The following is a 23,679-nucleotide window of genomic DNA, read 5'->3' as shown; positions in this document are numbered from 1 at the left end:
ATGACGATGCGAGCACTGCTTTCTGGCCTGACGCTTCTTGCCGCTTTGCCCTTGGCCGGCTGCAATCTCTACGGCCAGGGGCCGGAGTTTTCGATCGTATCGGGATCGGAGAACACTGTTCTGCAGCCGATCGTCGAGGAATTCTGCAAGCAGAAGAACGCCACCTGCACCTTCAAATATGAAGGTACGCTCGATATCGGCCTGGCGCTGCAGAGTGATCAGGGCGTCGAGCAGGATGCGGTCTGGCCGGCCTCCAGCGTCTGGGTCGACATGTTCGACACCAAGCGTCGCGTCAAGAGCCTGACCTCGATCGCCCAGACGCCGGTGGTCCTCGGCGTGCGCAGATCGAAGGCGCAGCAGCTCGGCTGGATCGGCAGGGATGTGTTCATGAAGGACATTCTCGCCGCCGTCGAAAACGGATCGCTGAAATTCCTGATGACCTCGGCGACGCAATCCAACTCGGGCGCCAGCGCCTATCTTGCCATGTTGTCGAGCGCACTCGGCAACAAGCCGGTGATCGAACCCGGCGATCTCGACGACAAAAACGTTCAGGAGAGCGTCCGGTCGCTGCTGTCGGGTGTCGTGCGCTCTTCCGGCTCTTCCGGCTGGCTTGCCGATCTCTATGTCGAATCCGCCGGCAAGGGCACGGTCTACGACGCCATGTGGAATTACGAGGCTGTCCTGAAGGAGACCAACGACAAGCTTGCTGCTTTGTCGCAGGAGCCGCTTTACGCGATCTATCCGGCCGATGGCGTAGCCATGGCGGATTCGCCGCTCGGCTTCGTCGATCATGGTCGTGGGCCTGAAGTCCAGACCTTCTTCAATGATCTGCTTGCCTATCTCCGTTCGGCCCCCGTGCAGCAGCGCATCGCCGATACCGGCCGGCGCATCCCGCTGACCGGCGTTACCGCCAAACCGGAACCGAATTGGAATTTCGATCCGGCCCGGCTGGTGACGGCGATCCGCATGCCGGAGCCGGGCGTCATCCGCCAGGCGCTCACGCTTTATCAGGCGGCGCTTCGCAAACCGTCGCTGACCGCGCTCTGCCTCGATTTCTCCGGTTCGATGCAGGGGAATGGCGAGGACCAGCTGCAGAAGGCGATGCGTTTCCTGCTGACTCCAGACGAAGCGAGCAAGGTGCTGGTGCAATGGTCGCCCGCCGACCAGATCATCGTCATTCCTTTCGATAGCAGCGTGCGCAATACTTTCATGGCCAGCGGAAATCCGCTGGAGCAGGAAGGCCTGCTGCACGAGATTTCCCTGCAAAGAGCCGGTGGCGGCACGGACATGTATGCCTGCGCCGAACGGGCTCTGCAGCAGATCGCCGGAACCGACAGGCTCTCGACTTATCTGCCCGCGATCATCATCATGACCGACGGCAAGTCCGACGATCGAAGCCAGGCCTTCATGAGCGAATGGAACGCGACCGAGCCGCATGTGCCGATCTTCGGCATCACATTTGGCGATGCCGACAAGACCCAGCTTGACAGCCTCGCCAAGCTGACCTCGGCGCGGGTGTTCGACGGCGGTTCGGATCTCGCGACCGCCTTCCGCACCGCGCGCGGCTATAATTAGGACGGGCATGCGCAACTGGCTCGGCAATGACGGCAACTGGATCGTGGCGGGATTGGTGGCGGCAATCACCGTGCCGCTCTTGAGCTTTGTCGCCGGCATGCCCTTCTTTATCGCTGCCATCATCGCCCTTCTGGTCTTTGCCGGCCTGGTCATTCTGTTGGCGCCGCGCCGGCTGTTCGAAGGCCTAGATGTCAAAAGCATCGGCAGCGGGCGCATCGCCTTTGCCCGCGACCTGCTGGAAGCCGCCGTTCCCTTTGCCGAGCGGCTGGAGACCGCCGCCGACACGATCAGCGATCGAAAGATGGCAACCGCAGTCCGCCATCTTGCCGAAATCGCCGCCGATGTCTTTCACAAGGTGGAGGCCAAGCCGGAGAGCGCCAATGCCGTGCGGCGGTTTCTCTCCTACTATCTGCCGCGCGCGGCCGAGGTGGCGGAAGGTTTTGCCGTCATCGAGGCCAAGCGCGTCCCCGACCCCAAGCAGTTGGAGGAGGTCCGCACCGTGCTGGTGAAGCTCGAAGAGGCCTTTGTCCATTATGCCGACAGCCTGGTCGACGAGGCGCTCGGCACGCTCGACACCGATCTGCGGCTCATTCAAGCATCGCTCAAAGAGGATATCGGACGCTGATGACCCTTTCTCGTCGCGCCTTTGGAGTGGGATTGCTCGGAGCCGGCGTCGTCGGCACCGGCGGTTATTTCGCCGTCCGGGATCGGCCGGAATTGCAGTGCCTGCTCGGCGCCCGCACGACGCTGTTCGGCTTCGTCGGCGGCGAGAAGGAGGCGCTCCTTGCCGACCCGGACGTCATCAAGGCGCTCGGTGCCTACGGATTGACGGTGAACAGCCGCGTCGCCGGCTCCGTCGAGATGGTGCGTGAACAGGCATTGCTGTCGCAGCATCCGCAATTCCTCTGGCCGTCCTCTTCGATCATGGTCGATATCGCCAGGCAGAACGGCATTGGCATCCGCGACGACCGCGTCGTGCTGAATACGCCGATCGTCGTCTATTCCTGGCAGCCCGTGGTCGATGGGCTGATGAAAGCCGGATTGGTGACGGTCAGCACCGAAGGTCATCACCAGCTTGATCTCAAGGCGCTGCTCGATGCGATCCTTGCCGGCGCCGACTGGTCGAAACTCGGCGTCAACTCGCTCTATGGCCGCGCCCGGATCGTCTCGACCGATCCCAACCGCTCCAATTCCGGCTTCATGTTCGCTGGCCTGGTGCTCAGCCTTTTCAGCGGCAATGTCGCGATATCAGGCGATCTTGCGACGTTCGGCAGCAAGGTGCAGGCGATCTTCCGCAACATGGGCTTCAAGTCGCCGTCGTCGGGCAAGCTTTTCGACCAGTATCTGGCCGGCGGCCTCGGCGGCGAGCCGATGATCGTCGGCTACGAGAACCAGCTGGTCGAATGGATCCTCGCTGATCCCGCGCGCTGGGACCGCATCAAGACGAGCCCCGGCGCAAAGCCGGTGGTGCTCTATCCGCGCCCGACCGTCTATTCCGCACATCCGTTGATCGTCGTCGATGAGAACGCCAACCGGCTGATTGAAGCGCTGGCGAGCCCGCGGCTGCAGGAGCTCGCCTGGACGAGGCACGGGTTCCGCGGTCCGTTGGGAGCTGTCACGGGCAATACCGACGGCGCCATATCGGGCCTGCTGCCGACCGAGGTCGATGCCGTCCTGCCGATGCCCGATGCCGGTGTCATGTTGTCGCTGCTGCCGACGCTGGCAAGCTGAGGGGCATTGCAGGGCAGGGTAGCCGGCCGGATCTTCGGCATGATCCCTGTTTTTATGCGGAATGGAATGTTTTCCTTGCTTTTATGCCGAACGGAATGTATGGGCACCACCATTCCACACGTAAGGCATGGGATTGTCCGGGAGAAATCCGGATCGTTCCGCCCGGTGGCATTTTCGAAGAAGATGCTGTTCGCCTTGCGGAGGTTCAACCGGAAAAGGATAAAAAGGCATGGCATTGCCCGATTTCTCTATGCGCCAGCTTCTCGAAGCAGGCGTCCACTTCGGCCACCAGACGCACCGCTGGAACCCGAAGATGAAGCCGTACATCTTCGGCGATCGTAACAACATCCACATCATCGATCTGGCCCAGACCGTTCCGATGCTGTCGCGCGCCCTTCAGGTCGTCAGCGACACCGTTGCCCGCGGCGGCCGCGTTCTCTTCGTCGGCACCAAGCGCCAGGCGTCCGAGATCATCGCCGACAGCGCCAAGCGTTCGGCTCAGTACTACGTCAACTCGCGCTGGCTCGGCGGCATGATGACGAACTGGAAGACGATCTCCAACTCGATCCAGCGCCTGCGCAAGCTCGATGAGATCCTCAACGGCGAAGCCCAGGGCTTCACCAAGAAGGAACGCCTGAACCTCGAGCGCGAGCGCGAAAAGCTCGACAAGGCTCTCGGCGGTATCCGCGATATGGGCGGCACCCCCGACCTGATGTTCATCATCGACACCAACAAGGAAAAGATCGCGATCGACGAAGCCAAGCGCCTCGGCATCCCGGTCGTCGCCATCATCGATTCGAACTGCGATCCGGACCTGATCGACTATCCGATCCCGGGCAACGACGATGCATCGCGCGCTATCGCCCTTTACTGCGAGCTGATCTCCCGCGCCGCCATCGACGGCATCGCGCGTCAGCAGAGCTCGTCCGGCCGCGATCTCGGCGCCTCCTCTGAAGTTCCGGTCGAGCCGGCTCTCGAGGAAGCAGCCGAAGGCTGATGAAAGCAGGCGGATCGAAAGCTCCGCCAAGGCTTACAGAGACTGGGACAAGGCCGCTCGCGACTCATCGAAGTTCGGCGGCCTTGCCTGTTTCAGGGCGAAGGCCAAACCTTTCGCCAGACAAGTTTCGTTATGACGCGTCTTCATCACGCTGTCATACATACAGGTACATTTCGTGCCTCAATCCGGTGCCGAGCCGCGCTTTGCGGTCCACCGTTTGAACCGACAAGAGGAAGCTAATGAGCGAGATTACGGCTGCAATGGTGAAGGAACTGCGCGAAAAGACCGGCGCAGGCATGATGGACTGCAAGAAGGCTCTTGCCGAAACCAGCGGCGACATGGAAGCGGCGATCGACTGGCTGCGCGCCAAGGGCATCGCCAAGGCCGACAAGAAGTCCGGCCGCACCGCCGCCGAAGGCCTCATCGGCGTTGCGAGCCAGGGCACCAAGGCCGTCGTCGTCGAAGTCAATTCCGAAACCGACTTCGTCGCCCGTAACGACGCCTTCCAGGATCTCGTCCGCGGCATCGCCAAGGTCGCCGTCTCCACAGACGGTACCGTCGAAGCCGTTGCGGCTGCGACTTATCTGGCATCCGGCAAGTCGGTTTCCGACACGATCAAGGATGCGATCGCAACGATCGGCGAGAACATGAACCTGCGCCGTTCAGTCGCTCTCTCCGTCGAGGACGGCGTCGTCGCCACCTATATTCACAATGCTGTTTCCGACGGCCTCGGCAAGCTCGGCGTTCTCGTCGCGCTGAAGTCGACAGGCGACAAGGAAGCCCTGAACGCGATCGGCCGTCAGGTCGCCATGCACATCGCTGCGACCGCGCCGCTGGCGATCCGCCCGGAAGAAGTCGATGCCGCCGTCGCCGAGCGCGAGCGCAACGTCTTCATCGAGCAGTCGCGCGCTTCCGGCAAGCCCGACAACATCATCGAGAAGATGGTTGAAGGTCGCATGCGCAAGTTCTTCGAGGAAGTCGCCCTTCTCTCGCAGGCTTTCGTCATCAATCCGGATCTGACGGTCGCAGCTGCCATCAAGGACGCTGAAAAGGCTGTCGGCGCACCGATCGAAGTCGCCGGCATGGCCCGTCTTCTGCTCGGCGAAGGCGTCGAAAAGGAAGAGACCGATTTCGCAGCCGAAGTCGCGGCTGCCGTCAAGGGTTGATCTTCCAGCCATAATTGGGAAAACAAGAAGGGCATCGCGTGACAACGCGATGCCCTTCGTGTATCGGGCATTCACCGCAATTTACGAGGAGCCAAGATGTCTTTAGAGCCTGTCTATAAACGCGTTCTACTCAAGGCTTCCGGCGAAGCACTCATGGGTAGCCAGGGTTTCGGCATCGATGTCGCGGTGGCGGACCGCATTGCATCCGATATCGCCGAAGCAAGGCATATGGGTGTGGAAGTCGGAGTCGTCGTCGGTGGCGGCAATATCTTCCGCGGTGTCGCGGTGGCGTCCAAGGGCGGCGACCGGGTCACCGGCGACCACATGGGCATGCTCGGCACCATCATCAACGCGCTGGCGTTGGCGACCTCGCTGCGCAAGCTGAACATCGATACGGTGGTGCTGTCGGCCATCTCCATGCCGGAGATCTGCGAGAGCTTTTCGCAGCGCGCAACCCTCTACCATTTGTCGATGGGACGCGTGGTGATCTTTGCCGGCGGCACCGGCAACCCCTTCTTCACCACCGATTCCGCCGCCGCCCTGCGCGCTGCCGAAATGGGTGCGCAAGCAATCTTCAAGGGCACGCAGGTGGACGGCATCTACACCGCCGACCCGAAGAAATATCCCGATGCCACCCGCCTCGACCGCCTGACCCACCAGGAAGTGCTGGACAGGGGGCTTGCGGTGATGGACGTTGCTGCCGTCGCGCTCGCCAGGGAGAACTCCATTCCGATCATCGTCTTCTCGATCCACGAGAAAGGCGGTTTTGCCGAAATCTTGACGGGCGGTGGCCTCAAGACCATCGTCTCCGACAACTGATATAAGCTGCGCCGCTTTATCAGGCGCAGCCCTCGCTGGAGCATGATGATCTTGGGCCGCTTGGCCTAAAATCTGAATCATGTTCTACACTAAATAGTTAGAGCATGATGTCGTCCGAAAGACGCTGACACTTTTCGGCATCATGCTCTGGAGCATGTCGCGCAAAAGTGTGCAGCGGTTTTGCGAAAACGACATGCGTAGAACCAGGACTTAAAGCGCGGCAAGTGAATCTGAAAGATCGCGACGCGCTTTATACGGGAGCATCGACATGAGTGAAGGTACCGACATCAAGGAACTGAAGCGCCGCATGGACGGCGCGGTTTCCGCATTCAAGAGCGACATCGCGTCGCTGCGCACCGGCCGTGCTTCGGCCAACATTCTCGATCCGGTCACGATCGAGGCCTATGGTTCGCGCATGCCGCTGAACCAGGTCGCCAACATCACCGTCCCCGAGCCGCGCATGCTGTCGGTCTCCGTCTGGGACAAGTCGATGGTCAGCGCCGTCGAGCGCGGCATCCGCGAATCCAATCTCGGCCTCAACCCGATCGTCGACGGCCAGAGCCTGCGTATTCCGCTGCCGGAGTTGAACGAGGAGCGCCGCAAGTCGCTCGTCAAGGTCGCTCATGATTATGCCGAAAAGAGCAAGGTTGCGATTCGCCATGTTCGCCGCGATGGCATGGACGGCCTGAAGAAGGCCGAAAAGGATGGCGTAATCGGCCAGGACGAGGGCAGGGCGCAGTCGGAACGTGTACAGAAGATGACGGACGAGACGATTTCCGAAATCGACCGCTTGCTTGGCGAGAAGGAAAAGGAAATCATGCAGGTCTAGTGGATCTGTGCCTTTGCCTGGAAAGACCGGACGGGAAATGTCGGAATCTGTATTTGTGACTGTGCCAGAGCATGTTGCCATCATCATGGACGGCAATGGCCGTTGGGCCAAGCAGCGCGGCCTGCCGCGCACCATGGGCCATCGCAAGGGCGTTGAGGCGGTCCGCGAGACAGTGCGCGCCGCTGGTGCCGTCGGCATAAAATATCTGACCCTCTTTGCCTTTTCCTCGGAGAACTGGCGCCGGCCGGAGGCCGAAGTCTCCGATCTGCTCGGTCTGCTCAAGGCTTTCATCCGGCGTGACCTTGCCGAGCTTCATCGCCAGAACGTGCGCATCAAGGTGATCGGCGACCGCCACAGCCTGCGCAGCGACATTCTCGGCCTGTTGCTCGAGGCGGAGGAGACGACCAAGGACAATACGGCGCTGACGCTGGTCATCGCCTTCAACTACGGTTCGCGCGACGAGATCTCGCGGGCTGTGGTGAGCCTGGCGAGGGACGTCGAGGCAGGCCGCCTGCGGGCCCAGGACATCACGCCCGCATTGATCAACGCCCGTCTCGACACGGCGGGTATTCCCGATCCGGATCTGATCATCCGCACCAGCGGCGAGGAGCGGCTGTCGAACTTCCTGCTCTGGCAGGCCGCCTATTCGGAATTCATCTTCGTTCCGGAATACTGGCCGGATTTCAGCCCTGAGATCTTCCGCCAGGCGCTCGAGAAATTCGCCTCTCGCGACCGGCGCTTCGGCGGCCTGTCGTCACAGGCAGCCGCGGTCGGCACCTGATGCAGAGGGAATTGAAGCTCCGCATCGTTTCAGGACTGATTCTTGCGGCCATCGTTCTTGCTGCCACCTGGTATGGCGGGTTTACCTTCCGCATTCTGGCGGCCGTGATCGGCCTGCTGATCTATTATGAGTGGTCGACAATAACAGGCATCGCGCGTGATTGGGTCGCCAATACCGTCGGCTGGATCGGCCAGGCGGCGATCGCCTCCCTGGTGCTTGTCGGCCATTTCGAATTCGCCGCCGGTATGCTGGTCGGCGTCACGGCCGTCGGCATAGCGCTGATCATCCTGCACGGCACCAGCCGCTGGTTGCCGGTCGGCCTGTTTTATGCCGGCGCCACCGGCCTGGCGCTCGCCGCGATCAGAAGCGATGACCGGCCCGGCCTTTACGCCATGCTCTTCGTTTTTGCCGTCGTCTGGGCAACCGACATCCTGGCTTATTTCGTCGGCAGGGCGCTTGGCGGACCGAAGCTTGCCCCTTCGATCTCGCCGGGAAAAACATGGTCGGGCGCCATCGGCGGCGCCGTTTCGGCGGTCGCAGCCGGCGTCGTTCTTATCCACTTTCTCATTCCGGGCGCGGAATTCATCGCCGCCGGCGCAGCACTCGTTCTCTCGGTTTGCAGCCAGTCGGGAGATCTGTTCGAATCCTTCATCAAGCGAAAATTCGGCGTCAAGGATTCAAGCCGTCTCATTCCGGGTCACGGCGGCGTCATGGACCGTGTCGACGGACTGATTTTTGCCTGTTTTTCGGCGTTCTTGCTTGCTGGAGCTTTTTCCCTGATAAAGGGGGCCGAAATGACGTCGCTCGGAGCGGCATTGTTCGGCCTCTGATGACGCGGCAGCCCGACGGAAGGAACTCATGGACGTGATGGCTGGTATATACGCATTCCTGATGGGGAATATCGTCACCTTCATCCTCGTGCTCTCGCTGCTCGTCTTCGTGCATGAGATGGGGCATTACCTCGTCGGGCGCTGGAGCGGTATTCGCATCCTTGCTTTTTCCGTCGGCTTCGGCCCGGAGCTATTCGGCTTCACCGACCGCCATGGAACGCGCTGGAAGATTGCGGCGATCCCGCTTGGCGGCTACGTCCGTTTCTTCGGCGACGAGGATGCCTCGAGCAAGCCTGACAGCGATCAGATTGCCGCCATGTCCGAGGAGGACCGGGCGCGCTCCTTTGCCGGCGCCAAGCTGTGGAAACGCGCCGCAACTGTTGCGGCCGGCCCGATCGCCAATTTTCTGCTGGCGATCGCCATCTTCACCGTTCTTTTCTCAGTCTATGGCCGCACGATCGCCGATCCCGTCGTCGCCGAGGTCAAGCCGGAGGGCGCCGCTGCCGCCGCCGGCGTCCTTCCCGGCGATCTTCTGGTCGCCATCGACGGCAGCAAGGTCGAGACCTTCGACGATGTGCGCCGCTATGTCAGCATCCGCCCGAGCCAGAAGATCATCGTGACGGTCGAGCGCGCCGGCCAGAAGCTCGACCTGCCGATGGTGCCGGAGCGCGTGGACCAGACCGACCAGTTCGGCAACAAGATCGAGCTCGGCCAGATCGGCATCGTCACCAACCAGCAGGCCGGCAATTTCCGCCTGCAGACCTACACGCCGCTCCAGGCGCTGCGTGAGGGCGTGATCCAGACCCGGGATATCGTCACCGGCACCTTCAAATATATCGGCAATATCTTCGCCGGAACGATGCGGGCCGATCAACTGGGTGGACCGATCCGCGTGGCGCAAGCTTCGGGCCAGATGGCGACGCTTGGTATAGGCGCAGTGTTGCAGCTTGCCGCCATGCTGTCGGTTTCCATAGGATTGCTTAACCTGATGCCGGTTCCGGTACTTGATGGCGGCCATCTGATGTTCTATGCGGTGGAAGCGGTGAGGGGCAAACCTTTGGGCTCTGCGGCCCAGGAAATTGCATTTCGCATCGGCCTGGCGATGATACTGACTTTGATGGTTTTCACGACCTGGAACGACATCGGTTCGTGGATAGGGTAAACGCGCAAGGCATGGGAATTACTATTTATTTACGATGTTTCAAGGCTGTAGTGGCGAATGGGTCACGCTTGCAAATGAAGTAAACAGAAATTAACGACCTCGCTTGCTTGTATGTCAAAAGCGGGTAAAACGACACACGTGACCGGAATCGGGTTCTCCCGGCAACGGGGACGAGGGAAACAAAGGTAATAGGTGAAATGAAGGCTGGTTCAAAGTTTTTGAACGCAGTATCGGCGGTTGCGCTGTCTGCTAGTGTTGTTGCTTCGGGCGCAGGTGCTTTGACGTTCGTTTCCGCTACCGCCGCTGAGGCCGCGGTTATCCAGCGCATCGATGTGCGCGGCGCAAGCCGTGTCGGCGCGGAAGCCGTCCGCTCGAACCTCACCATCGCTCCCGGAAAGAGTTTTTCGAACAGCGATATCGATGCCTCGGTCAAGCAGCTCTATGGGACGGGTTACTTTTCCGACGTCAAGATCTCTGTCTCCGGCAGCACGCTTGTTGTCAACGTCCAGGAAGCCCAGCTGGTCAACCAGGTCGTCTTCAACGGCAACCGCAAGATCAAGGACGACAAGCTCGCGACGATCGTCCAGACCCACGCTGCCGGCCCCTACAGCGACACCCAGATCCAGGCCGACATCCAGTCGATCAAGGAAGCTTATGCCGCCACCGGCCGCAGCGAGGTCGAAGTCACGACGCAGGTGGTGCCGCTCGGCGAAGGCCGCGTCAACCTTGCCTTCGTCATCAACGAGGGTGACCGCACCAAAATCGATTCGATCAACTTCGTCGGCAACAATGCCTACAGCGCCGGCCGCCTGGCTGCCGTCATCCAGACCAAGCGTTCGAACTTCCTGTCGTTCCTGACCCGCAAGGACGTCTATAACGATGACAAGCTGCATGCCGACGAGGAAGCGCTGCGCCAGTTCTATTACAATCGCGGTTACGCCGACATGCGCATCGTTTCTTCCGATGCCACCTTCGATGAAGCGACCAACAAATACACGCTCACTTTCAACATCGAGGAAGGCCAGCGTTACGACTTCGGACCGGTGACCGTTCAGTCCACGGTCGAAGGTGTCGGCTCCGATCAGCTGCAGCCGCTCGTGCGCACGAAAGAGGGTCACCTCTACAGCGCCAAGGAAGTGCAGAAGTCGATCGAGGCGATCTCCGATCAGGTTGCTTCTGCCGGTTATCCCTTTGCGCGCGTCACGCCGCGCGGTAACCGCGACCTCAACAACAATACGATCGGTGTCGAATACCTGGTCGACCAGGGCGAGCGCGCCTATGTCGAGCGCATCGAGATCCGTGGCAACAGCCGCACGCGCGACTACGTGATCCGCCGCGAATTCGATATGAGCGAAGGCGACGCCTTCAACCAGCAGATGATCACCAAGGCCAAGCGCCGCCTCGAAGCGCTCGGTTACTTCTCTTCCGTCAATATCTCCACCCAGCCGGGCAGCTCCCCGGACCGCGTCGTGGTGGTCGTCGACGTACAGGATCAGTCGACCGGTTCGTTCGGTGTCGGCGCGGGTTATGCTGCCGGCGGCGACGGCCTGCTGCTCGAAGCCTCGATCGAGGAAAAGAACTTCCTCGGCCGCGGCCAGTACATCCGCATCTCGGCCGGCGGCGGTCAGGAAGGCTCGCGCGCATACGGCGTCAGCTTCACCGAACCTTATTTCCTTGGCTACCGCCTGGCGGCAGGCTTCGACGTCAACCACAGCGAAACGTCGAGCAATGACAACTACGATTACGAGGAAACCAGCGTCGTCCTGCGCGTCACCGCGCCGATCACCGAGGATCTGGCGACGACCTTCCGTTATAACTACAAGCAGATGAAGTACGACGCTGACAATAACGATCTTTCCGATCTGTCCGCTCCGTATCAGCACCTCGTTGAGGACAGCCCTTGGACGCGTTCTTCCATCTCGCAGACGCTGACCTATAACACCCTCGACGATACGGTCCTGCCGCGCGAAGGCATCTATGCGACGGCGACGCAGGAAATTGCCGGCCTCGGCGGCGATTCGCAGTTCTACAAGATCTACGGCAAGGCCCGTTACTACCACCTGCTCGCAGACGATGCCGATATCATCGGTTCGGTTTCGGCCTCGGCGGGTTATGTCGTCGGCTTCGGGGAGCACCTGAATGTCTTCGACCAGTTCACCCTGACCAATGGTGACATTCGCGGCTTCGAAAACAAGGGTATCGGCCCGCGCGTTTCCGGCACCAACGACGATCCGCTGGGTGGTACGACTTATTTCACGGCGTCGGCCGAAGCGACCTTCCCGATGCCGGGCTTCCCGCGTGACTTCAACCTGCGTGGCGCGGTCTTCGCCGACGCGGGCACGTTGTTCGGCAACGACGTTGACCTGAGGGGCGACGGCATCGATGGCGAAGACGCCTCCCTGCGCGCTTCCGTCGGTGTCGGTGTTGTCTGGCAGTCTCCCTTCGGTTCGTTGCGCCTGGATTACGCGATCCCGGTTCTCAAGGAAGACTTCGACAAGACGCAGAACTTCAAGTTTGGCATCAACAACCAATTCTGATATCGGCAGTCCGGAACTGTAAGACTCAATTCCGTTCTGGAGCATTGCCGATGGAGCAAAACGTTTTTTTTCTGCCCCATGAAGGTCTGAAGCTCGCTGAGCTGGCAGAGTTTCTTGGGGCGGAACTTGTCAATTCCGACCATTCAGATGTTGTCGTCAGCTCCGTTGCCCCCCTCAACCGGGCGCGGGCGGGCGATCTCTGTTATATCCTGTCGCGCCGCAGCCGCGATGAACTGGCGACATGCGAAGCCTCGGCGGTGATCTGCGACAAGGCGCTCGCCGATCTCGTCCCCGAGCATATCCCGGTCATCCTGTCGTCCAATCCGCATGCGGCCTTCGCGATGGCGGGCGGTCTGCTCTATCCCGCGGCATTGCGCCCGGTCGTTTTTTCCTCGGGTGAAAGCGAAATCGCACCCAGCGCTGTGATCGACCCGAGCGCGAAACTCGAAAAGGGCGTGATCGTCGAGCCGATGGCCGTTATCGGTCCGCATGCCGAAATCGGCGAAGGGACGCGGATCGGCGCGCACAGCATTATCGGGCCAGGCGTCAAGATCGGCCGGGATTGTTCGATCGCCGCCGGGGCCAGTGTTCTCTGCGCGCTGATCGGCAATGGCGTCATCATCCACAATGGTGTGCGCATCGGCCAGGATGGTTTCGGTTATGCGCCGGGTCCGCGCGGCATGATCAAGATCGTCCAGATCGGCCGGGTGATCATCCAGGACAAAGTCGAGATCGGCGCCAACACCACGATCGACCGCGGCGCCATGGACGATACCGTCATCGGCGAGGGCACCAAGATCGACAACCAGGTACAGATTGGCCACAATGTTCAGATCGGCCGCCATTGCGCCATCGTCGCGCAAGTCGGCATCGCCGGCAGCACGAAGATCGGCAATGGCGTGCAGATCGGCGGCCAGGTCGGCATCAAGGGGCATGTGACGATCGGCGACGGCGTGCAGATTGCCGCCAAAAGCGGTATCATGACCGACCTTCCAGCCGGCGGACAATATGGCGGTGTCCCTGCGCGCCCGTTAAAAGACTATCTGAGAGAGGCCGCACAGCAGGTGTCGAAAAGCAAGCTGCGCGGAAGGAACCCTGGAGGCAAGGAAAATGACTGAGGAAGCCACGACAACGCTTTCTTCGGCTGACATTATTGAGATCATGAAGCTGCTGCCGCATCGGTATCCGTTTCTCATGGTCGACAAGATCATTGAGATCGACGGCGACAACAGCGCGATCGGTATCAAGAATGTCACGGTGAACGAGCCGCATTTCACCGGCCATTTTCCGGAAGCTCCGATCATGCCGGGTGTGCTCTTGATCGAGGGCATGGCGCAGACCGCGGGTGCGATCTGTGCTAAGAAGGAAGGTCAGCCCGGCAACCTCGTCTACTTCATGACCATCGAGAATGCGCGTTTTCGCAAGCCCGTCCTGCCCGGCGATCGCGTCGAATTCCATGTCAAGAAGCACAAGCAGCGCGGCAATATTTGGAAATTCCATTGCGACGCCAAGGTTGACGGCGCGCTTGTCGCCGAGGCCGATATCGGCGCGATGATCGTTCGTAAGGATCAGGCATGAGCAATATCGCCGAAAGCGCCCATATTCATCCGATGGCTGTCGTCGAAGACGGCGCTGTTGTCGGTGAGGGCGTCAAGATCGGTCCCTTCTGCTATGTCGGCCCGCATGTCGTGCTCCATGCGAATGTCGAGCTCCTGGCGCATGCGGTCGTCACCGGCCGCACCGTGATCGGCAAAGGCACACGCATCTTCCCGATGGCCGTGGTCGGCGGTGATCCCCAGAGCGTGCATCACGGCGGCGAGGAGACGACGCTGACGGTCGGCGCCAATTGCACGATCCGTGAAGGCGTGACGATGAACACCGGCACGGCCGATTTCGGCGGCCAGACGATCGTCGGCGACAACAACCTCTTCCTGGCCAATTCCCATGTCGCGCATGACTGCAGGGTCGGCAATCACGTGATCATGTCGAACAACGTCATGCTCGCCGGCCACGTCGTCATCGAGGATCGCGTCATCCTGGGCGGCGGCTCGGCCGTTCACCAGTTCACCCGCGTCGGCCGTCAGGCCTTCGTCGGTGGCCTCTCAGCGGTGAGTTACGACGTCATTCCCTACGGCATGCTGAACGGCAATCCGGGGCTGCTGAGCGGCCTCAATGTCGTCGGCATGACGCGCGCCGGCGTCGACCGCGCCGTCATCCACAGGGTGCGTCGCGCCTATAAGTCGATCTTCGAAGGAACGGCCTCGGTCCGTGAAAACGCCGCCGCCATTCGCGACGAATATGCCGATTGCGAGCAGGTGGTCCACATCCTCGATTTCATCGCCGCCGACAGCGACCGCGCCTTGTCCTCGCCGACCCGGGGACAGAAGGGCTAGTCCGTGGTTTTATCAGGCGAAACCGCTGCGGGCCGGCTGGCGATCATTGCCGGCGGCGGTCTTCTGCCTTCCTATGTCGCCGAAGCCGCGCGCGCGGCGGGTGAAAATCCGGTCATCGTCGCGCTGAAGGATGAAAGCGACCGGCGCTGGGATGGCTATGACCATGCCGTCGTCGGCATCGGCGATTTCGCCACCCTCGATGGGTTCCTCAACCGTTACGGCGTCGGCCGTGTCGTGATGTCGGGCAGCGTGCGCCGCCGGCCGGAATGGCGCGAGGTGCGCCCGACGCTGCGCATCCTGATGAAGGTCCCGGCTGCCATCCGCACGCTGCTCTCCGGCGGCGACGACACGGTTCTGCAGATGGTGATCCGGCTGATCGAGGGAAACGGCCGCCGCGTCGTCGGCGCCCATGAAATCGCCCCCGACCTGCTGGCCTCCGTCGGCCCGCTCGGCGCGGTCGTGCCCGGCGAGGAAGACCGGCGCGATATCAGCCGGGCCGCCGAAGCCGCCGACATGCTCGGCCGGCTCGATGTCGGGCAGGGTTCTGTCAGCATCGGGGGACGGGTCGTGGCACTCGAGGGGCTTGAGGGCACGGATGAGATGCTGGACCGTGTGACGGGTCTCAGAGCCGCCGGGCGCATCTCGCCACGGCGGCGCGGCGCGCTCGTCAAGCTCTGCAAGCCGCAACAGGATATCCGCGCCGACCTGCCGGCGATCGGCGTTTCCACGATTCTGAACGCTGCGAAAGCCGGCCTTGCCGGCGTCGCCGTCGAGGCCGGCCGCTCGCTGGTGCTCGATCGCGCCGCCGTCATCAAGGCCGCCGATGAGGCCGGGCTTTTTGTCTGCGGCGTCGATCGCGGGTTGGCGGCATGGGGGCTCGAATGAATGGGACGCCGCTGAAGATCGCCGTCATTGCCGGTGAGGTGTCGGGTGACCTGCTCGGCGCCGATCTCATCGCTGCCCTGAAACGGATTCACGGCGGGCCGGTGGAACTCGTCGGCGTCGGCGGCGAGGGGCTGCAGGCCGAGGGCCTGACATCCCTGTTCGATTTTTCCGAGCTTTCGATCATGGGCATCACCCAGGTGCTGAGTCGGCTGCCGAAGCTCTATACGCTGATCCGCCAGACGACCGCCGCCATTATCGCTGCACGGCCTGACATTCTGCTGATTATCGACAGCCCGGATTTTACCCATCGCGTTGCAAAGCGGGTCCGCACCGCGCTGCCCGATCTGCCTGTCGTCAATTATGTCTGTCCGAGTGTGTGGGCCTGGAAGGAGTATCGCGCCACGCGCATGCTCGGCTATGTCGATCACGTGCTCGCCGTTCTCCCCTTCGAGCCGGCCGTGATGCGCGCGCTCGGCGGGCCGCCGACGACCTATGTCGGGCATCGCCTGACGGCCGACCCCGCGCTGCTGCAAACCCGGAGCTTGCGCGCCGGCCGGCAGCCCGGCAACGGCACGATCATTCTTCTTCCCGGATCACGTTCCTCGGAGATCAAGAATCTCCTGCCTTATTTTGAAGCGGCAACGGAGGAGCTTGTCGCCCGCAACGGGCCGACGCGTTTCATTCTGCCGACGGTGACGCACAAGCAGGCGCTTGTCCGCGAAATGACGGCGGGATGGGCTGTGAAGCCGGAGATCGTTGTCGGTGCGGAAGCGAAATGGAAGGCCTTCACTGAAGCCGATGCAGCCATGGCGGCGTCCGGAACCGTCATTCTTGAACTTGCGCTTGCCGACGTTCCCGTCGTCTCCGCCTACAAGGTCGACTGGATCATGCGCATGCTGACAGGGCGCATCAAGACCTGGACCGGCGCACTGCCGAACCTGATCGCGGATTACCCGGTTGTGCCGGAATATCTGAACGACGTCGTTCGCGGCGCAAGCCTTGCGCGCTGGATGGAACGGCTGTCGGCCGACACCTACCAGCTCAAGGCAATGAAGGAAGGCTACGAACTTATCTGGCAGCGAATGCAGACGGAAATACCGCCTGGAGAGCATTCGGCGCAGATCGTGCTCGCCGTTTTAACCAACAAAAAACCCGGCCATTCCTGACCGGGTTTTCTTTTGGAACTCGAAGCGATCAGCGCTTCGAAACCGGCACGTAATCGCGCTTCGGTTCGCCGACATAGAGCTGGCGCGGACGGCCGATGCGCTGTTCCGGATCTTCGATCATCTCGTTCCACTGGGCGATCCAGCCGACGGTGCGGGCGAGCGCGAACAGCACGGTGAACATGGTCGTGGGGAAGCCCAGCGCCTTCAGCGTGATGCCGGAGTAGAAGTCGATGTTCGGATAGAGCTTCTTCTCGATGAAATATTCGTCGGTAAGCGCGATGCGCTCCAGCTCCATCGCCACTTCGAGCAGCGGATCGTCCTTGATGCCGAGTTCGCCGAGCACCTCATGCGTCGTCTTCTGCATGATCTTGGCGCGCGGATCATAGTTCTTGTAGACGCGGTGGCCGAAGCCCATCAGGCGGAACGGATCGTTCTTGTCCTTCGCGCGGGCGATATATTCCGGAATGTGGTCGACCGAGCCGATTTCCGAAAGCATGTTGAGCGCGGCTTCGTTGGCGCCGCCATGGGCCGGACCCCAGAGGCAGGCGATGCCGGCAGCGATGCAGGCGAACGGGTTGGCGCCCGAAGAGCCGGCGAGACGGACGGTCGAGGTCGATGCATTCTGCTCGTGATCGGCATGCAGGATGAAGATGCGGTCCATGGCGCGGGCAAGCACCGGATTGACCACATATTCCTCGCAGGGCACGGCAAAGCACATGCGCAGGAAGTTCGAGGCATAGTCGAGGTCGTTCTTCGGATAAACGAAGGGCTGGCCAATATGGTACTTGTAGGCCATGGCGGCAAGCGTCGGCATCTTGGCGATCATGCGCAGGCTGGCGACCATGCGCTGGTGCGGATCGGTGATGTCGGTCGAGTCGTGATAAAAGGCCGACAATGCGCCGACGCAGCCGCACATGACGGCCATCGGATGCGCGTCGCGGCGGAAGCCGGTGAAGAAGCGGCTCATCTGCTCATGCACCATGGTGTGGTGCGTGACGCGATAATCGAAATCCTTCTTCTGCGCGGTTGTGGGAAGCTCGCCGTAGAGAAGCAGGTAGCAGACCTCGAGGAAGTCGCCATGCTCGGCCAACTGCTCGATCGGATAGCCGCGATGCAGCAGCACACCCTCGTCGCCGTCGATATAGGTGATTTTGGATTCACAGGATGCGGTCGAGGTAAAACCCGGATCGTAGGTGAAGGAAGCGGTGTTCTTGTAGAGAGCACCGATATCGATGACGCTCGGGCCGATCGTGCCGCTTTTGACAGCGAGGTCGACTGATTTGTCACCGATTTTTATTGTTGCGCTTTGATCCGTCATGCTGATCCTCCGAAACTGGCGGTGGCGCCACAAAAGCGCCATAGGGGTTAAGCGTCCTCAGCGATAGCTATATGATCGCGAAGCTAATGCCAAGTTACCCCGACGGCATTTTGTGCATTGCGGCATCACCTTTTAGGCACTGCAGCGATGAGCCGCACGCATAGCGGAAGCCAATGATTCGACTGGTCTTTTGGTCCTTGCGATTTTCCCTCATATTTCAATCGATTATTCTTGCTCGTTTTGATTGAAGGTTGCATTCTGGCCGCCGGTGCGGGTGACCTTGGGCGGCACATGCAGGAATTGACGACAGTCGAATTGCGGCCGGAAGCGGGCGCCGGCCTTGCCGATCCGTCGGATTTTGCCGCGCCTGTCGTGGTGACGCGGCCGGCAAGGACGCAGTCGGCGTCACCCTTGCGCCACCGGCTGCCGGCCGCCGCCACGCAATCGCTGCGTGCCGGAGCCCGCATGCTGGGCGAGGAGGCCGATCACGGCCGCCTGCTGCTGTTCTCGCCGGTCTTCCTCGGCGCCGGCGCGGCCGTCTGGTTTCTCGCCGCATCGGATTTTCCCCTCATTGCATCACTGCTCTGTCTGCTGGCGCCGGCGACTGCGGTTTTCCTCACCGGCCGCAGCCGGCCGGCATTGCGGGCGACTTTCGCTGCGCTTGCACTTTTCGCCTGCGGCATGCTCTCGGCCCAGTTCGAGAGCTGGCGGGCTTCGACCGTCATCCTCGACTCCTCGGTGACGACGACCGTGACCGGCCGCGTCGAACGGCGCGAAGGCGACGGCCGCGGGCGCTGGCGCTACATTCTTGCCGTCACCGGCACTGAGACGCCGGAGTTGAAGCGGCCGCCGGGACGCATAACCGCAATCGCCCGTGGCGCCGACGCGCCTTTCGAGATCGGCGACATCATATCAGGCAGGGCACGGCTGACGCCACCGGCAGGCCCCGCACTTCCTGAGCTCAACGACTTCTCGTTCGGTGCCTATTTCGATGGCATCGGCGCCAACGGTTTCTTCTATGGTGCGCCGGAGAAAGCCGACGCGCAGGCAGGCCCGTCGGCTGCGAGATCGGCGTCGGAGGCTCTGCTCGAATGGCTCTACCAGCTGCGCAGCGGCATCGGCGACCGCATACGGTCGATCCTGCCCGGCGACACGGGCGCTTTTGCCGCTGCTCTGGTAACGGATGAGCGCCGCGCCATCTCGAATGCGACGACGGAGGCGCTGCGCCAGTCCGGCCTTGCCCATATCGTCGCCATCTCGGGCCTCAATATGGCGCTGTCGGCCGGCATTTTCTTCGTCGGTTTCCGGATGCTGCTCAGCCTCTTTCCCGGCGTCGCCCAAGCCTATCCGACCAAGAAGATCGCCGCCGCCGGCGCGCTCATCGCCGTCACCGCCTATTTCCTGATCTCCGGTTTCGGGGTCTCGGCCGAACGCGCCTTTATCATGATGGCCATCATGCTGGTTGCCGTCTTCTTCGATCGGCCGTCGATCAGCCTGCGCAATGTCGTTCTCTCCGCGCTGGTTATCATTGCCATTTCACCCTCCGAAGTCTTGGGCCCGAGCTTTCAGATGTCCTTTGCCGCGACATTGGCACTGGTATCGGGCTATCAGCTGTGGAAGGACCGGCGTATCCGTGACAACGCCTTGCTGAAACTGCCGATTATCAGGCCGGTGGTCACTGTTGCCGGTTTCTTCGGCGGCGTCTTCCTGACCTCGCTGATCGGCGGTTTTTCCACCGCGCTGTTTTCGATCGAGCATTTTCATCGCCTGACCGCTTACGGTCTGCCGGCAAACCTCGCGACGATGCCGATCATCTCCTTCATCGTCATGCCGGCCGGGCTGCTGGCGATGTTGCTCATGCCTTTCGGTCTGGACGCTCCGCTCTGGAAGGTGGTCGGATTCGGCCTCGATCTGGTGATTGCGGTCGCCAAGACGGTGTCGGGCTGGGGCGGTGATATCGGCATCGGCCGCTTGCCCGCCTGGTATTTCGCTGTTGCCGTGGCAGGCTTTCTGCTGCTGACGTTGCTGCGCACCCGGCTGCGCCATGTCGGCACATCGATCCTATCGGTCGCAACGCTCATCCTGCTGCTTCTGCCGGTTCCCCGGCCGCCGGACCTGGTGATTTCCGAGGATGGCAGTCTGGTTGCGGTCGTCGCGGCCGCGGCAATCGCTTCCAACCGTGAAAACCCGCCGGATTTCATCTTCGACCAGTGGCAGAGAGCGCTGGTCCTGCCGGCACATGAGGCGCCGAAGATGCTGGATGGTCCCGCTATCCCGCCGGAAGGAGAAGACCGCCGCGTCAGGCTTTCCCGCGATCAGCAGAACGAAGCGAGGGCGGCGATGCGGGCTGCCGCCGCGGGCGGTGACGCAAACCGCTTTTCCTGCGTCAAGAAAGCCTGGTGCATATCAAGGCTTGGCAACGGTCAAGTGGTTGCTGTCATCGACAATGCCGCCTATCTCGGTCCGGCCTGCGATGCGGCCGATATCGTCGTGACATCGGTCCGCCTGCGTTTCAACAGCTGCCACTCAGGTGGCACGCTCTTTACCGGCGAGACGCTGCGTAGGACCGGTTCCGTCGAGTTGCGCTTCGCCGATGCCGGCCTGGAGGTCGTGACCGCATTCGAGACCCTGTCGCGGCCATGGATGCGCCATCGCGCCTATGACTGGCGCAGCAACAGCTTTGCCGAATCCGGCCTGGCTGGTGTCAGTGATAGCGGCGAATGAGGCCGACGAGCTTGCCCTGTACCTTGACGCGGTCCGGTCCGAAGATTCGGGTCTCGTAAGCCGGGTTGGCGGCTTCCAGCGCGATCGAGGCGCCCTTGCGGCGGAAGCGCTTCAGCGTCGCTTCCTCGTCATCGACGAGGGCAACGACGATATCGCCGGGACTTGCGGTGCTGCCGTTGCGGATGATCACGGTGTCGCCGTCGAAGATGCCGGCGTCGATCATCGAATCGCCCTTAACCTCCAGCGCGTAGTGTTCGCCGGAGCCGAGCATGTCGGCGGGAACGACGATGTCGTGGGTGTTGTTCTGGATCGCCGAGATCGGCACGCCGGCGGCGATCCGGCCCATAACAGGCACGGAGACCGAGTTGCCGTTATCGGCGACGGGCTTTGCAGGAGCGGGAGCGGCGACCGGCTGGGGCTTGCCGAGGCTGCCCTCGATGACGCTCGGCGAAAAGCCGCGCCGAGGCTGGATGCTGGGGCTATAGGCCTCCGGAAGCTTGATGACCTCGAGCGCCCGGGCCCGGTTCGGTAGGCGGCGAATGAAGCCGCGTTCTTCGAGCGCTGTAATCAGGCGATGAATGCCGGATTTCGAGGCGAGATCGAGGGCATCCTTCATTTCGTCGAAAGACGGCGGAACGCCGGATTCCTTCATGCGCTCATGAATGAAAAGGAGAAGCTCCTGTTGTTTGCGCGTGAGCATCGACGTCAGACCCCTGATTGAAACAAATCCAGAACAGACACTATATGTTCCATATGTGTTCCGCAAGTGGCTAAATTTCCGTAAAACTTGCCGCCAACTCGTTGAGATTTTTATTTTCAATCGCCGGATAAGCAGGCAGGTCTTGCCTTGGGCGGCACTCTCACACATCTCTGCCATGCCACGAGAGGGGATATGAGGGGATATCATGAACGCGCAGTCCGCCAAACCGCATCCGCTGGATCACGTCGTGCTGCCTGTCGTCAATATCGATCTGGCGCGCGAAAGGCTCGGCAAGCTCGGCTTTACCGTTGCCGCCGATGCGCGCCATCCCTTCGGAACGGAAAATGCCTGCGTCTTTTTTGCCGACAAGACTTATCTGGAGCCGCTCGGGGTTGCGAGCATCGCGGAGAGCGAGGCATCGGCGCGGCAAGGCAATGTCTTCACCGCCCGCAACCAGGCTTTCCGCTTCCGCTGCGGCGAGGAGGGGCTTTCGGCAATCGTCTTTGCCACCGAAGATTCTGCCCGTGATCATAAGAATTTCGCCAACAAGGGATCGAGCGCCGGCGAGATGCTGGAGTTCAGCCGGCCGATGAAGATGCCGGATGGTTCCGAGAGCGTCGGCAGCTTCAAATTGGCCTTCGCTGGCGATCTGCGTGCGCCTGATTTCTTCCTCTTTACCTGTCAGCGCATCAACCCGCTCCCGGCTGACCGTGCTGCGCTGGAGAAACATGCCAATGGAGTGACCGGCATAACCGAGATCGCGCTTTGCGCGCCTGATGCGGCCGCATTCGGCGCCTTCGTCAGCCTCGTCGCCGCGCAATCGGCAATCGAGAAAACCGGTTTCGGCGTCAATATCGCGGCGTCGAATGCGAGAATCAGCCTGATGACGCCGGAAGGGCTGGAGGCCTATTTCGAGATCGCCGTCTCATCCGCCGACCGCGGCCTGCGCGGCCGGGCTATCCTTTTTGCTGTCGCCGATCTTGCCGTGACAGAAGCGCATTTGGCTGCTAACGGAGTGACCTACACGCGAAAGAACAATCGCATTCTGGTGAAGCCCGCGCCCGGGCAGGGCACGCTCTTCGCCTTCGAGGAAACACGATGAGCACCGATACGAATTCCGAAGTCAAGATCGGCGAGGGCGCTGGCCAGGTCACCTTTTCCAATACCGGCCGCCTGTCGCTGATTGCCGGTCCCTGCCAGATGGAGAGCCGCGACCACGCCTTCATGGTCGCCGGTACGCTGAAGGAGCTTTGCGCAAAGCTCGGCATCGGCCTTGTCTATAAGAGCTCCTTCGACAAGGCGAACCGCACCTCGCTTTCGGCCGAGCGCGGCATCGGGATTGAAAAGGGCATGGAGGTCTTTGCCGACCTGAAGAAGGAATTCGGCTTTCCCGTCTTGACCGACGTCCATACCGCCGAGCAATGCGTCGAGGTGGCAGAGGTGATCGATGTGCTGCAGATTCCAGCCTTTCTCTGCCGCCAGACCGACCTCCTCATCGCCGCCGCCAAGACCGGCCGCGTCGTCAATGTCAAGAAGGGCCAGTTCCTCGCTCCCTGGGATATGAAGAACGTCCTGAAGAAGCTCAACGCCAGCGGCAATCCGAACGTGCTGCTGTGCGAGCGCGGCGCCTCCTTCGGTTACAACACTTTGGTTTCCGATATGCGTTCGCTGCCGATCATGGCGGCGATGGGCGCCCCCGTTGTTTTCGATGCGACGCATTCCGTCGCGCAGCCGGGCGGGCAGGGCGATTCCTCCGGCGGTCAGCGGGAATTTGTGGAAACGCTGGCGCGTGCAGCGGTGGCGACCGGTATTGCCGGCGTCTTCGTCGAAACCCATCAGGACCCGGACAATGCGCCGTCCGACGGCCCGAATATGGTCTATCTCAAGGACATGCCGCGGCTTCTGGAAAAGCTGCTCGCCTTCGATGCGGTCGCCAAGGCCTGACGTCAACAGCCTGACATGATCGTGCTATAGGCGAGATCGGACAAGCTGGTTCGAAGGCGGAAAACTGCGCCATTGTAATTTGCACGCCTTCGATTATGACAGGCTTCGAACGACTTATCACC

The 23,679-nt window shown here is 61.5% G+C and carries 21 protein-coding genes; 19 read left to right on the top strand and 2 right to left on the bottom strand.

Going from position 1 to position 23,679, the window contains the following annotated elements; all coding sequences use genetic code 11:
* Positions 1-6: 6 nt before the first annotated feature.
* From CO667_RS13450 to lpxB, 16 genes are all read left to right on the top strand, one after another.
* Positions 7-1,575 (top strand): VWA domain-containing protein, encoded by a 1,569-nt coding sequence (locus CO667_RS13450; protein ID WP_097619002.1) that lies wholly within the window; start codon positions 7-9, stop codon positions 1,573-1,575.
* A gap of 7 nt (positions 1,576-1,582) precedes the next feature.
* The gene (locus CO667_RS13445) at positions 1,583-2,200 is read left to right on the top strand and encodes a 5-bromo-4-chloroindolyl phosphate hydrolysis family protein (RefSeq protein WP_097618850.1); all 618 of its coding nucleotides are present in this window, start codon (positions 1,583-1,585) and stop codon (positions 2,198-2,200) included.
* Positions 2,200-3,306: a substrate-binding domain-containing protein gene (locus CO667_RS13440; RefSeq protein WP_097618849.1), complete on the top strand. Its 1,107-nt coding sequence runs from the start codon at positions 2,200-2,202 to the stop codon at positions 3,304-3,306. The genes CO667_RS13445 and CO667_RS13440 overlap by 1 nt, the downstream gene beginning before the upstream one ends.
* Before the next feature lie 229 nt (positions 3,307-3,535).
* Positions 3,536-4,303 (top strand): 30S ribosomal protein S2, encoded by a 768-nt coding sequence (gene rpsB, locus CO667_RS13435; protein ID WP_003573382.1) that lies wholly within the window; start codon positions 3,536-3,538, stop codon positions 4,301-4,303.
* A 239-nt stretch (positions 4,304-4,542) separates the two neighbouring features.
* Positions 4,543-5,469, top strand: a complete 927-nt coding sequence (tsf, locus tag CO667_RS13430) for a translation elongation factor Ts (RefSeq protein ID WP_097618848.1) — start codon at positions 4,543-4,545, stop codon at positions 5,467-5,469.
* Positions 5,470-5,565: 96 nt separating this feature from the next.
* The gene (pyrH, locus tag CO667_RS13425; protein WP_003573378.1) at positions 5,566-6,288 is read left to right on the top strand and encodes a UMP kinase; all 723 of its coding nucleotides are present in this window, start codon (positions 5,566-5,568) and stop codon (positions 6,286-6,288) included.
* Positions 6,289-6,556: 268 nt separating this feature from the next.
* Positions 6,557-7,117: a ribosome recycling factor gene (gene frr / locus CO667_RS13420; RefSeq protein ID WP_097618847.1), complete on the top strand. Its 561-nt coding sequence runs from the start codon at positions 6,557-6,559 to the stop codon at positions 7,115-7,117.
* Between the two features lie 37 nt (positions 7,118-7,154).
* Positions 7,155-7,898 carry an isoprenyl transferase gene (locus CO667_RS13415; protein WP_097618846.1) on the top strand — a complete coding sequence of 248 codons (744 nt, stop codon included), beginning with the start codon at positions 7,155-7,157 and terminating at the stop codon, positions 7,896-7,898.
* A complete protein-coding gene (locus CO667_RS13410; RefSeq protein ID WP_097618845.1) occupies positions 7,898-8,728 on the top strand; it encodes a phosphatidate cytidylyltransferase in 831 nt (276 codons plus the stop codon). Before CO667_RS13415 ends, CO667_RS13410 begins: the two co-directional genes overlap by 1 nt.
* 28 nt (positions 8,729-8,756) lie before the next feature.
* A complete protein-coding gene (rseP, locus tag CO667_RS13405) occupies positions 8,757-9,890 on the top strand; it encodes an RIP metalloprotease RseP (RefSeq protein ID WP_097618844.1) in 1,134 nt (377 codons plus the stop codon).
* 197 nt (positions 9,891-10,087) lie between these two features.
* Positions 10,088-12,427, top strand: a complete 2,340-nt coding sequence (gene bamA, locus CO667_RS13400; protein ID WP_097618843.1) for an outer membrane protein assembly factor BamA — start codon at positions 10,088-10,090, stop codon at positions 12,425-12,427.
* Between the two features lie 50 nt (positions 12,428-12,477).
* A complete protein-coding gene (lpxD, locus tag CO667_RS13395; protein WP_097618842.1) occupies positions 12,478-13,545 on the top strand; it encodes a UDP-3-O-(3-hydroxymyristoyl)glucosamine N-acyltransferase in 1,068 nt (355 codons plus the stop codon).
* Complete coding sequence (fabZ, locus tag CO667_RS13390) at positions 13,538-14,005, top strand: 3-hydroxyacyl-ACP dehydratase FabZ (RefSeq protein ID WP_097618841.1); 468 nt, start codon at positions 13,538-13,540, stop codon at positions 14,003-14,005. Before lpxD ends, fabZ begins: the two co-directional genes overlap by 8 nt.
* On the top strand, positions 14,002-14,820 hold the full coding sequence (gene lpxA, locus CO667_RS13385) for an acyl-ACP--UDP-N-acetylglucosamine O-acyltransferase (RefSeq protein WP_097618840.1): 819 nt from the start codon (positions 14,002-14,004) through the stop codon (positions 14,818-14,820). Before fabZ ends, lpxA begins: the two co-directional genes overlap by 4 nt.
* A gap of 3 nt (positions 14,821-14,823) precedes the next feature.
* On the top strand, positions 14,824-15,705 hold the full coding sequence (locus tag CO667_RS13380; RefSeq protein ID WP_097618839.1) for an LpxI family protein: 882 nt from the start codon (positions 14,824-14,826) through the stop codon (positions 15,703-15,705).
* On the top strand, positions 15,702-16,871 hold the full coding sequence (gene lpxB, locus CO667_RS13375) for a lipid-A-disaccharide synthase (RefSeq protein WP_097618838.1): 1,170 nt from the start codon (positions 15,702-15,704) through the stop codon (positions 16,869-16,871). The genes CO667_RS13380 and lpxB overlap by 4 nt, the downstream gene beginning before the upstream one ends.
* Positions 16,872-16,899: 28 nt before the next feature.
* Here lpxB and gltA read toward each other — a convergent pair whose 3' ends face one another.
* Positions 16,900-18,189, bottom strand: a complete 1,290-nt coding sequence (gene gltA / locus CO667_RS13370) for a citrate synthase (RefSeq protein ID WP_097618837.1) — start codon at positions 18,187-18,189, stop codon at positions 16,900-16,902.
* Positions 18,190-18,480: 291 nt separating this feature from the next.
* On the opposite strand from gltA, the gene CO667_RS13365 reads away from it, so the two are divergent.
* Positions 18,481-20,913, top strand: a complete 2,433-nt coding sequence (locus CO667_RS13365) for a ComEC/Rec2 family competence protein (RefSeq protein ID WP_097618836.1) — start codon at positions 18,481-18,483, stop codon at positions 20,911-20,913.
* On the opposite strand, the gene lexA is transcribed toward CO667_RS13365, so the two are convergent.
* Entirely contained in the window at positions 20,894-21,613 is a 720-nt protein-coding gene (gene lexA, locus CO667_RS13360) for a transcriptional repressor LexA (RefSeq protein ID WP_029873161.1), read from the bottom strand. The two genes, CO667_RS13365 and lexA, sit on opposite strands and share 20 nt — an antisense overlap.
* Positions 21,614-21,818: 205 nt before the next feature.
* Here lexA and CO667_RS13355 point away from each other — a divergent pair, with 205 nt between their 5' ends.
* Together CO667_RS13355 and kdsA are read left to right on the top strand one after the other, a co-directional pair.
* A complete protein-coding gene (locus tag CO667_RS13355) occupies positions 21,819-22,715 on the top strand; it encodes a VOC family protein (protein ID WP_097618835.1) in 897 nt (298 codons plus the stop codon).
* Positions 22,712-23,557, top strand: a complete 846-nt coding sequence (kdsA, locus tag CO667_RS13350; RefSeq protein ID WP_097618834.1) for a 3-deoxy-8-phosphooctulonate synthase — start codon at positions 22,712-22,714, stop codon at positions 23,555-23,557. The genes CO667_RS13355 and kdsA overlap by 4 nt, the downstream gene beginning before the upstream one ends.
* Positions 23,558-23,679 lie beyond the last annotated feature (122 nt).

Source organism: Rhizobium sp. L43, from assembly GCF_002531725.1.
Classification (GTDB): domain Bacteria; phylum Pseudomonadota; class Alphaproteobacteria; order Rhizobiales; family Rhizobiaceae; genus Rhizobium.
This window is presented reverse-complemented; position numbering and strand designations above follow the sequence as displayed.